This is a genomic window from Pseudomonas fluorescens, from assembly GCF_018614655.1.
Taxonomy (GTDB): domain Bacteria; phylum Pseudomonadota; class Gammaproteobacteria; order Pseudomonadales; family Pseudomonadaceae; genus Aquipseudomonas; species Aquipseudomonas fluorescens_BX.
Genome location: NZ_JAGGOG010000010.1, coordinates 43,119 through 54,356, shown reverse-complemented (window position 1 = coordinate 54,356; position 11,238 = coordinate 43,119). Strand labels below are relative to the sequence as shown.

Annotated in this window: 7 protein-coding genes; all 7 read right to left on the bottom strand. The window is 62.2% G+C overall.

Annotated features, from left to right (window positions below):
• Positions 1-7: 7 nt before the first annotated feature.
• The 7 genes from J7E41_RS10285 to J7E41_RS10255 all read right to left on the bottom strand — a co-directional run bounded on the left by J7E41_RS10285 (position 8) and on the right by J7E41_RS10255 (position 11,060).
• Entirely contained in the window at positions 8-994 is a 987-nt protein-coding gene (locus J7E41_RS10285; protein ID WP_214992366.1) for an HOASN domain-containing protein, read from the bottom strand.
• A 39-nt stretch (positions 995-1,033) separates the two neighbouring features.
• Positions 1,034-2,059, bottom strand: a complete 1,026-nt coding sequence (locus tag J7E41_RS10280; protein ID WP_214992364.1) for an HOASN domain-containing protein — start codon at positions 2,057-2,059, stop codon at positions 1,034-1,036.
• Between the two features lie 276 nt (positions 2,060-2,335).
• Entirely contained in the window at positions 2,336-2,530 is a 195-nt protein-coding gene (locus tag J7E41_RS10275) for a heavy-metal-associated domain-containing protein (protein WP_214992362.1), read from the bottom strand.
• 66 nt (positions 2,531-2,596) lie between these two features.
• Positions 2,597-5,167, bottom strand: coding sequence for a heavy metal translocating P-type ATPase (locus J7E41_RS10270; RefSeq protein ID WP_214992359.1), 2,571 nt, complete (start codon positions 5,165-5,167; stop codon positions 2,597-2,599).
• Between the two features lie 60 nt (positions 5,168-5,227).
• Positions 5,228-6,724, bottom strand: coding sequence for an efflux transporter outer membrane subunit (locus J7E41_RS10265; protein WP_214992357.1), 1,497 nt, complete (start codon positions 6,722-6,724; stop codon positions 5,228-5,230).
• Complete coding sequence (locus J7E41_RS10260; protein WP_214992355.1) at positions 6,721-9,897, bottom strand: efflux RND transporter permease subunit; 3,177 nt, start codon at positions 9,895-9,897, stop codon at positions 6,721-6,723. Before J7E41_RS10260 ends, J7E41_RS10265 begins: the two co-directional genes overlap by 4 nt.
• On the bottom strand, positions 9,894-11,060 hold the full coding sequence (locus tag J7E41_RS10255; protein ID WP_214992353.1) for an efflux RND transporter periplasmic adaptor subunit: 1,167 nt from the start codon (positions 11,058-11,060) through the stop codon (positions 9,894-9,896). The genes J7E41_RS10260 and J7E41_RS10255 overlap by 4 nt, the downstream gene beginning before the upstream one ends.
• Positions 11,061-11,238: the final 178 nt, after the last annotated feature.

The following is an 11,238-nucleotide window of genomic DNA, read 5'->3' as shown; positions in this document are numbered from 1 at the left end:
GGGAGTGTCATTTCACGCGTTGCATTTCTTCCCAGACGGCGTCGTAGTAAGCCCTTTCCAGACGAAAGTGCTGCGACAACGAGGTCAGGAACGCGTTCTGGAACCCAGGGTCTGGAATGCGTCGCGAGATAAGCTGCCATTCACGCTTGGCTCGCGGCGGCACGAGACTGATGTGGATCTTGTAATACTCGGCCGCGTCTTCGCTGATACCGGCCTTGAGCAGAGCGTGGTAGAGCTTTTCGTGATTGCCGGGAACCACCAGTTCGGTCACGTAGAACACGGCAAGGCCCCAGCCGACGTCCGGATTGCGAAAGCACCTGGCGCGGTTGTTGAGGTACGCGACTTCCTCGGGCATCGTCGAGATCGCCTGAAAGTCGCCTTCCAGGTCCACGGCATTGAGCAGCTTGGCCAGCAACCGAGGGTGTGAACGTTGCTCGTCCTCTTCCCCCAGTTCACCGTAAAGGTAGCGGACAAGTGCAGCGGCCTCGTCCACATCACTCAGGTTGACCAACAGGTCCGCGGCGTCCCGATACAGGCGAAAGGTTCGGAACCACTGATGCCGCAGAAATACCTGAAGCTGTGCAGGCGAGGCCAGGCCTGCGAACACATACTGCGACATCGGATGTTTCTCGCGAGACTGCGAGGCAATTTCTTGCTCGAGCCGCTCCTGGAAACCCGCCTCGGACAGAGGCCTGGAGATATCCGCCGAAGGGATAAAACGCTCTTCCACTCGATAGATGGCATTGGCCAGCCAGCGTCGGGTGAGCGACGTCGCCACATCGTCGCTCAGCGAAAGGATATAGAGCAGTTGTTGATACTCGACGAAGGCCTGGGCGTTGCCCTTGTGGGCCGACTCGGTCAGATCGCCAAGCGCTTTGGCCGCCGCTTCAATAGAGGCGGACGAGGCGCTGGGCGCCAGCGCGTCAGTGACGAGGCGAGCAGCCGGCGTGTGCAGGCCCTGGAGTTGCTGCAGGGAAAAATTCCGCGTACTCATAATGTCTATTCCTTATTGTTATAGGTGCGCCGGGCCGGCTCAGGCTGGCTGGCCGGACTGTCCTTGCATCTGCTGCCACAACATATCGAAGTACGCCCGGTTGATTTCGAAGTGGCGCGTCAGCGACTGCATGAACTGGCGCTGAAATGTTGCACTCGGCGCGAGCTTGGCAATCAGTTCCCACATCTCCTCGGTGTCGATCTCGTCCTGTGTGCCGTGCAGGCGATGGAACTCGCTGGGCTTTTCTGGAACGCCCAAGCGCTGCAACAGTTCGTAGATGCGCCGGTGGTTGACGCAACTCACCGACTCCACCGCATACAACAGCGCGAGGCCCCAGGCGACATCCGTGTGGCGGACACAACGGATGCGGTTATTGAGGTACGCCTTTTCCAGCGGATGGAGTGCGGGGAAATCGACTTGCAACGGAATATCGAAATACATCATGAGGTGCGAGAGCAGCGCCGGGTGCGAGCGATCAGGCGCCTCGGCCCCGGCCTCGCCATAGAGGTTGCGATAGAACACCGAGGCGTCTTCGATGGCTTCGAAGCGAAACGCGAGTTCTGCCAACAGGCTGTAGAAGTTGTATGAACGGTTCCAGTGGTGCTGCAGGAAGAATCGCACATCCTCCAGCGGCGGCGACCCCTGGAAAAGATGCACCGACATGGGGTGCTTCACACGGGTTCGCGCGGCAATCTCGGCGTCGACTTTTTCCCGAAACTGATCCACGGGCAGCGCAGAGAAATCAGACAGTGCTGGCGCAAACTCGTCTTCCATTCGGTACACCTGGCTCGCCATCCAGCGGCGAGTTGGCTCGGTGCGAGCGTCGCCCGGGATATGCAGCTCCAGGAGCAGCGACTGGTAGTGCGCATAGGCTGCCGTGTCCCCCGCCAAGCCCTTCGCAGTGAGTGCGAGCAGCGCTTCGAGCGCGAGCGTGACTTGGGGGTAAGTCGCGGTGGGTTTCAACGCTGCGGCCAGGAGAGCTGATGCATCGTCAGCGGCAGCACACGCTTGGTTGCAGAGACTTTCAGGGTTCACTGCATCGCGAATGGCATTGAGCTTATTCATGATGATCTCCTTCAGCGAAGAAGGAGATGAAAGGAGTAGCGCTTTTTTTGAGGGCGACAGAAGCCATGGAACTACCTCTTGAATGTTGTTTTTGTTGTTGAGGAAAATCGTAAAGGTTCCCGCAATGGCAAGGTCAATGCCTGTAGGAAATTTATTTTTCTAAACGCAAGTTCACTGCGCGCAAGAGGGGGACTGCATGTTCGAGCATGCCGCTCGAGAGAGGGCTGTCGGGCGCCAGCAGGTGGAGTTCCCACGCCTGGCGCCTCGATCAGTGGGTCACTGCTGGTGCGGGTAGCCGGCCTCGCTAAGCACTGTGAGCAGAGTGCCCTCGTCCAAGGCACTGTCGACTCGGACTTCACGGCTGGGTGGATCGGTTTCGATGCGGGCTTGCGGGTCGACGCTCAGCAGCGCCTTGGTGACGGACCTGGCGCAACCACCGCAGGTCATGTTTGGAATGTTGAAACGACGCATATACATCTCCTGGTTAAGTACAGTGCGTGGCCAGACTGGGGTTTGACCCCGTGGCAAGGTCAACCATCAATGCTCATTCGCCAGCTGTGACTTGGGCGATGCCGCCCCGCTCCCCTGGGTCTCGGTGCGCGCCTCAACCGTCATGGGGGCCTGGAAGCGCTTGAGCCGCAGCGCGTTACCGAGCACGAAGACACTGGAGAGCGCCATCGCCGCCGCCGCGAAGATCGGCGACAGCAGCGTGCCGTTCACCGGGTACAGCGCGCCCGCCGCGACCGGAATCAGCACGGCGTTGTAGGCAAAGGCCCAGAACAGGTTCTGCTTGATGTTGCGGATCGTCGCCTGACTGAGTGCGATGGCATTCGGCACGCCACGCAGGTCGCCCGACATCAGCACCACGTCTGCCGCCTCGATCGCCACATCGGTTCCCGTGCCGATGGCCAGCCCGACGTCTGCCTCAGCGAGCGCCGGTGCATCGTTGATACCGTCGCCGACGAAGGCGACCCGCGCGCCATTAATGCGGAATTTCTTTAGCGCCGCGACCTTGCCATCCGGCAGAACCTCGGCGGCCACTTCATCGATCCCCAGTTGCTTGGCGATCGCCGCCGCCGTCGCTGCATTGTCGCCGGTGATCATCGCCACCTTGAGTCCCAGCGCATGCAACGCCTTGATCGCCTCGGGCGTCGACTCCTTGATCGGATCGGCGACCGCAATCACCGCCGCCAAACGGCCATCAATCGCGGCATAGAGCGGGCTCTTGCCTTGTGCGCCGAGACGCTCGGCGGTGGCCACAAAGCCCTTCACATCAAGACCGAGCTGCGTCATGAACCGGTCTGCGCCGACAGCCACCGTCCGGCCGGCAACCTTGGCCGATACACCGTAGCCCGGTGTTGCGTCAAAGTCCTCGATAGGCGCGAGCGTGATATCCCGCTGCTTGGCGGCGGCGACGATGGCTTCGGCAATCGGGTGTTCGGAGCGCGTCTCGATGGCCGCCACCAGCGCCAGCACTTCGTTGTATTCAAAGCCCTCGGCGGGAACCAAGTCCGTCAGTTCGGGGCGCCCTTTGGTCAACGTGCCGGTCTTGTCGAGCGCAATCACGCTCACATCCCGCAGCGCCTGCAAGGCTTCGCCCTTGCGAAAGAGCACGCCGAGCTCGGCCGCGCGGCCGGTACCGACCATGATCGAGGTCGGCGTGGCCAGCCCCATGGCGCACGGGCAAGCAATAATAAGCACCGCGACCGCATTGACCAGCGCAAAGGTCAGCGCCGGCGCCGGACCGAAGATCAGCCAGACCAGAAAGGTCAGCGTGGCCGCCGCCATCACCGCCGGGACGAACCACATGGTCACCTTGTCCACCAGCGCCTGGATCGGCAGCTTGGAACCCTGCGCCTGCTCGACCAAGCGGATGATCTGCGCCAACACGGTATTGGCGCCGACCTTGGTGACACGGAAGCTGAAAGCCCCGGTCTTGTTGATCGTGCCGCCGACGACTTCGGCGCCTACCCCTTTCGACACGGGCACCGGCTCGCCGCTGATCATGCTTTCATCCACATAAGAGGCGCCCTCGACGACCTCGCCGTCCACCGGCACCTTCTCGCCCGGACGAACCAACACGATGTCACCGGTCGTCACCTGATCAAGCGGTACCTCGACCGTTTCGCCATTGCGCTCCACGCGTGCGGTCTTGGCTTGAAGCCCGACCAGCCGCTTGATCGCCTGCGAAGTTCGCCCCTTGGCGCCCGCCTCCAGCGTGCGCCCGAGCAGGATCAAGGTCACGATCACCGCCGCGGCTTCGAAATAGACGTTGGCGGTGCCCTGCGGCAGCACATCGGGGACGAAAGTCGCAACCAGCGAATAGCCGTACGCCGCCGCCGTGCCGACCGACACCAGCGAGTTCATATCGGGGGCACCGCGCAGCAACGCGGGCACGCCTTTGCGGAAGAAGCGCAGGCCCGGACCGAACAGGACCAGAGTGGCGAGCACGAACTGCAGATACCAACTCGTTTGCTGACCCAGAATACCCATCACCCAATGATGCATCGCAGGAATCAGGTGCGAGCCCATCTCGAGGATAAACACGGGCAAGGTCAGGACGCCGGCAATCAGCAACGAGCGCCGCAGTGCTCGCGTTTCACCTTCACGGCGCTCGGTGTCCTGATCGCTGGCATTCGCCGTTTCGGCGGATAAGCGCCGGGCGGTATAACCCGCCTGTTGGACCGCCGCTTCAAGGTCGGCAATCGAGACAACCCCAGCAAGGTGGCGTACCCGGGCACGCTCGGTCGCCAGGTTGACATTGGCCTCAAGCACGCCGGGAATTTTCGCCAGCGCCTTCTCGACCCGCCCCACACACGAGGCGCAGGTCATGTCTTCGATCGCCAATTCGGTGGTCTCTTCACGGACGCTGTAGCCGGCGCCCTCGATAGCCCGTACCGCCGCCTGCGGATCAGCCACGCCACCGAAGGTGACGTCGGCACGCTCGGTGGCGAGATTCACCGCAGCGATCTGCACACCGGGGACCGCTTTCAGCGCGCGCTCGACGCGACCGACGCACGAAGCGCACGTCATGCCTTCCACCGGCAGGCTCAGACGCGTGGCGGACGTGGACGGATTGGAGCCTAATTGCTGGGAAACGGAAACCATTGCATTACCCCTTTAAATGTCTCTGTTGAACAAAGCCTAAACCTTCCCTCTTTGGCAAGGTCAAGGCTTGCGGGCGATTTGTTTCCCACTATCAAGGCTCGCCACACCCTTGGCCCCGCTGCAATCTTGGCCCGCCTGCTCGCACATCTCCCACCCGCCACCCAATGCCTTGTAGATGCTGACAACCGCAAGCCGCTGATTGGTCCGCGCGACAGTCAGCGCACGCCGACTGGCAAAGTCCGACCGTTCGGCCTCCAGCACGTCTAGGTAAACCCCCTCGCCTTCGGCAAACTGCAGCCTGGCCAACCGTGACGCCTCGCGATTGGCGGCGGACTCCAGCAGGCGCAATTGCAGCGTGCTGCCCGCCGCGCTATTGGACCTGAAGGCATTATCGGTTTCCTGCAGTGCGCGCAACACCGTCTGGTCGTAGACGATCAAGGCCTCCTGGGTACGCGATTCGCTGGCGGCGATCCGGGCGCGTACGCGGCCAAAATCGAGAAGATTCCAACGAATGGCCGGGCCGATAAAGCTGGACTGTGTGCCGGCCTCACCCAATGCATCGAGGCTCCCGGCAACGAACCCGATCGAACCTTGCACCTGGATCTCAGGGTACAGCCCCGCCGTTTCCACTCCAATTCGCGCCGTTGCCGCTGCGAGGCTCCGCTCGGCCGCCGCAATATCGGCGCGCCGTGAAAGCAGTCCGGCGGGGTCGCCCACGGCCAGGGTTCGAACGGTCAGCCTTTCATCCTCAGGCTTGGCCGCGGGCAATCTGAATGTCTGCGGTGTTTCGCCAAGAAGGATAGCCAGTGCGTTGCTCGCAGCCGCCCGGCGACGCTCCAACTCGGGGGCCGTCGCCTCGACGCCACGCAGCAGTGCTTCGGCACGCAGACGGTCGAACTCGGTGGCCGAATCGGCGCCGACCATACGGGTGACCATATTCAAGCTTTCACGCTGGCTTTGGCTGATGTCGGCGACCACCGCCAATTCGGCCTCAAGGCCGCGCATTTCAAACCAGGTGGCCGCCACCTCGGCCGCAACGCCCGCTTGCACCCCACGCAGCAGCGCCTCACGAGAACCCGCCTGGGCAGTGGCCGCCTCCACCGAGCGCCGCACACGGCCAAACAGATCAATTTCCCAGGACGCGTCGAGCGCGCCCCGATAGCTTTCGGCATGGCGGCTCTGGCCAGACGGTGTTTCGACTTCACTGCGACGCGCGTGCTCATAGCCGAGTGCAGGACCGCCCCGCGGCAAGAAACCCTGACGATTCTCGCGCAGCACCGCCTTGGCCTCGTCGAGCCGCACGGCAGCGATACCAATGTCATGGTTCGCCGCGAGTGCACGCCGGATCAAGGTGGTGAGCGCAGGCTCGTCAAAGGCGCGCCACCACTGCACCTCGACCGCGCCCGAACTGAGCGCCGCAGAGGGCTCGCCGAAGCTGGCAGGAAACTGCGACGAGGACAGCGAGGGCGCTGAGTAATCGGGCCCCACCGACACGCATCCAGCCATCAGGAAAAGTGCGCTGAGCGGGAGCAGAACGGCTTGATAAGGACTTCTCATGACGTGCTCTCCTCCAGGCGAGGCTTCGCGCTTGAGCGGTGCCGCTCGAAGCGGGTTGCCATGGCGCGAATCACCACATAAAAAACCGGCGTCAGGAACAATCCGAACAACGTCACGCCAAGCATGCCCGCGAACACCGCGATCCCCATCGCCTGGCGCATCTCAGCCCCCGCGCCGCTGGCCAATACCAGCGGTACGACGCCGGCGACGAAGGCAAGCGAGGTCATCAGGATCGGCCGCAGCCGCAGTCGACACGCCTCGATGACCGCCTCCAGCGCGCTGGCGCCTTCGGCTTCGCGGCTACGGGCGAACTCGACAATAAGGATGGCGTTCTTGGCGGCCAGACCGACCAGCACAATGAGCCCGATCTGGACGAAAACGTTGTTGTCACCGCCCACCAGCCACACCCCAACGATCGCGCTGAGCAGACACATCGGCACGATCAGCATCACGGCCAACGGCAGCAGCCAGCTGTTGTATTGCGCGGCGAGGATCAGGTAAGCGAGCAGCACACACAGCGGGAAGATAAACAGCGCCGAGTCTCCGGCAAGCTTTTGCTGGTAGGTGAGATCTGTCCATTCAAAGCTCGTGCCTTCCGGCAGAACCTCGTTCGCCAGACGCTCCATGGCCGCCACCGCCTGCCCTGAACTGACGCCCGCCATCGCACCGCCCGAGATGTCGACCGAGGGGTAGCCGTTATAGTGAGTCACGCGGTCTGGGCCGGAACTCGGTGTGACACTGACAAACGAGGACAAAGGCAGCATGTCCCCGGCCGCGTTGCGCACTTGCAAGCGGCCGATGGCCTCGGCCTGCATGCGGTGATCTGCATCGGCTTGGGCCGTCACCTTGTAGGTGCGGCCGAAGCGGTTGAAGTCGTTGACATAAAGGGAGCCCAGATAGACCTGGAGCGATTCGAATACATCCGCCAAATGGACGCCCTGACTCTTGACCTGAGTGCGATCAATGGCGACGTCGAGCTGAGGTGCATTGACGTCGACACTGGTCATCAGCCCGGCCACCTGGCCTGACTCGGTGGCTTTCATCATCAGTGCCCGGGTCTGCTCAACCAACGCCTCAAGTCCAGCCCCACCGCGATCCTCGACCTGCATCTTGAAGCCCCCGGTAGCGCCAAGGCCAGGCACGGGCGGCGGCGGGAATACGCCGAGAAATCCGTCCTGGATGCCGGCAAATTTCCCTTGCAGGCGCCCGGCAATGGCGTTCGCGGAGAGGTCAGGCGTGGTGCGGTCCTTGAACGGGTCGAGCATGACAAACATCACCGCCGCGTTCGGTACGTTAACAAAGCCGTTGATCGACAGGCCAGGGAACGCCACCACGCTTTCAACGCCAGGTTCAGCCAGGGCCATCTTCGACATTTGCCTGACGACCTCGTCGGTGCGATCCAACGATGCACCGTTGGGAAGTTGGGCGATCCCCACCAGGTAGTATTTGTCCTGCATCGGCACGAAGCCCGGCGGAACGGCCTGGAACCCAAAGAAGGTCAGCACAAGCAACCCACCGTAAACCAGAAGCGCCACACTGCTGCCCCGAACAACCTTGCGCACCGTGTTGCTATAAGCCTGCGGTGCACGCTGAAACGGTCGGCCAATCGCCTGGAGCCATCGGTCAGCACGACCACGCAAGCTACGCGGATCTCTTGCCATTCCCTCCTCGCGCGGACGCAACAACATCCCGGCGAGCGCCGGGCTGAGGGTCAGCGAATTGACCGCCGAGAGAATGGTCGAGATGGCGATAGTCAGCGCGAACTGGCGATAGAACTCTCCCTGCAAACCGCTCAGAAAAGCCGTCGGAATGAACACGGCGGCAAGCACCGAGGTGATCGCAATGATGGGACCGGTGACCTCGTCCATCGCACGCCTTGCGGCTTGCGTGGGCTCCTCGCCATTTTCGATGTGCCGTTCGACGTTCTCGACCACCACAATCGCATCGTCGACGACAATCCCGATCGACAGCACCAGGCCAAACAACGACAAGGTGTTGAGCGAAAAACCCATCAGGTGCATGACGGCAAAGGTGCCGACCAGCGACACCGGCACCGCCATCAGGGGAATAAGTGAAGCCCGCCAGTTGCGCAGGAACACCACGACCACGATGACGACGAGCAGGATCGCCTCCAACAGGGTGATTGCCACCGACTCAAGCGAGGCCCGCACAAACACCGTCGGGTCATAGGCGATACGCGAGGTAAGCCCCGCCGGAAAGTTGCGTTCAAGGCGTTGCATGGTGTCCCGCACCGCCTGTGAAACATCAAGCGCGTTAGCGCCCGGGCTCTGGATGATTTGCAATGCAACGGCCGGCTCGCCATCAAGCAGGCTGCGCAGTGCATAAGCGTCAGCACCCATTTCGACGCGCGCCACATCGCGCAAGCGCGTCACCTGGCCCTCGCTGCCCGTGCGAATAATGATGTCGCCGAACTGCTCCTCGTCGGTCAACCGCCCGAGCGTGTTCACCGTCACTTGGAAGGCCGCAGTGGAATTGGGTGCCTGGCCAACGGAGCCGGCGGCGACTTGCACGTTCTGCTCGCGCACGGCGGCAATCACGTCGCCCGCCGTCAGCCCGCGCGCGGCGATCAGGTTCGGATCCAGCCAGAGCCGCATGCTGTATTCGCCAGCCCCCCACACCAACACGTCGCTGATCCCCGGGATGCGGGACAACTCGTCGCGCACTTGGAGGTAGGCATAGTTCGAAATATAGAGCGGGTCGTAGCGTTTGTCGGGCGACAGCAGATGAACCACCATCAGAATGTCCGGCGAGTTTTTTTGCGTGACGACGCCCTGGCGCTGCACCTCCTCAGGCAAACGCGACAGCACCCGCGAGACCCGGTTCTGCACCTGGATCTGAGCCATGTCGGCGTTCGTGCCCTGGGCAAACGTGACGGTCAGAATCATTCGACCATCCGTTGCCGATTGCGACGACATGTACAGCATACCCTCGACCCCGGTGATTGCCTGCTCGAGTGGCGCGGCCACGGTTTCAGCGATCACCTTGGGATTGGCGCCCGGGTAGGACGCGGTCACTTGCACGGTCGGCGGTGTCACTGCCGGATACTCACTGAGCGGCAACTGAAAGAAGGCAACGATGCCGGCGATCATCATCAACACCGAAAGAACGATGGCAAAGATCGGGCGATCAATGAAGAACCGTGGAAAGGTCATTGCACGGCTCCCACGGTTTGCCCCAGCGCTGTGGGCGTACCGTCAATCGCCGCGGTCTGTGGCGTGACCTGCATGCCTGGGCGCACCAACCCCTTGACGACGATGCGCTCGCCCGGCTGCAGGCCTTGTTCGACTAGGCGCAAACCGTCGACCATTGCACCCAGCTCGACGGGCCGGTATTGCGTCTTGTCGTCCTTGTCGACCACCAGCACATAGCGGCTGCCTTGATCGGTACCAATCGATTGATCGGAGACCAGCACCCTGGCTTGCGGTGTGCCGGTCTCCAGTTTGACCTTGGCAAAGAGGCCTGGGGTCAATTGCCCATCGGGGTTGTCGACCACTGCGCGGATACGCACCGTTCCCGTCCCACGATCGGCGGCGTTGGAGAGGAAGTCGAGACGGCCGAGCCGCGAATAGGTCTTGTCGGTGAGCAGCGCCACCATGACCTTGGCCGCCGGTACTTCCTGCGGGGTCGCGCTGGACCGGCCGGCGGCAAGCGACTGTAAATACGTACGTTCGTCGACATCGAAATAGACATGGAGCGGGTTGATCGAGACGATCGTTGTCAGGGGCGTCACGCCACTGGTGACGTAGTTGCCCTCAGTGACGAGGGTTTGCCCGACGCGCCCACTGATCGGCGCCGTGACACGGGTGAAACTCAGGTCCAATTGCGCAGCATCCTGCGCTGCCTTTGCGGCTTCGACCTGCGCCTTACGCGCATTCAGTGACGCCACTGCAGTGTCGAGGCGATCACGAGCGACGACATTTTTGGCGAACAGTTGCTGGGCGCGCGCATGCTCCGCCTGGGCGAGCATCGATGCCGCTTGCGCTTCGCGCAGACGCGCGGTCGCAGCGTTCAGCGCAGCCTGGAACACCCGTGGATCAATGAGAAAGAGTCGGCTGCCCTTCTCGACGAAGCGGCCTTCGGGCACGCTCACATTCTGAATATAACCGGCGACCCGCGGGCGCAGTTCAACCCGTTCGACCGCAGTGAGTGAACCGGTGTACTCGACAAAGGGTGTCACCGAGCGGACGACCACCTCGGCCACCGGAATACTCGGTGGCTTGGCCGGGCTGGCCGCGGGCACCGTGTCCTTGCAACCGGCGAGAGTGAGCGCGACGCTTATCGCCGCAGTGATCAGGGTTACACTTTTGACGTTCATCATTTGACCTATCGCAACGGGAGTCGGCTTGGATTAGCTGAGACGAAGCAGCTTTTTTCCATTTATCCGACTTGCCACGTTTGGAAGGTCAAGCTTTTTTTAGATTCGAGAGTGCCGTAAGCGGACGCTGTTGGCTTTCGGTTGCCCTGTAGCCTCTGCCGAGATACGAGGCAGCGGC

Coding starts and splice junctions, on each gene's coding strand:
- J7E41_RS10285 (WP_214992366.1), bottom strand. CDS start 994: ATGAGTACGCGGAATTTTTCCCTGCAGCAACTCCAGGGCCTGCACACG.
- J7E41_RS10280 (WP_214992364.1), bottom strand. CDS start 2,059: ATGAATAAGCTCAATGCCATTCGCGATGCAGTGAACCCTGAAAGTCTC.
- J7E41_RS10275 (WP_214992362.1), bottom strand. CDS start 2,530: ATGCGTCGTTTCAACATTCCAAACATGACCTGCGGTGGTTGCGCCAGG.
- J7E41_RS10270 (WP_214992359.1), bottom strand. CDS start 5,167: ATGGTTTCCGTTTCCCAGCAATTAGGCTCCAATCCGTCCACGTCCGCC.
- J7E41_RS10265 (WP_214992357.1), bottom strand. CDS start 6,724: ATGAGAAGTCCTTATCAAGCCGTTCTGCTCCCGCTCAGCGCACTTTTC.
- J7E41_RS10260 (WP_214992355.1), bottom strand. CDS start 9,897: ATGACCTTTCCACGGTTCTTCATTGATCGCCCGATCTTTGCCATCGTT.
- J7E41_RS10255 (WP_214992353.1), bottom strand. CDS start 11,060: ATGAACGTCAAAAGTGTAACCCTGATCACTGCGGCGATAAGCGTCGCG.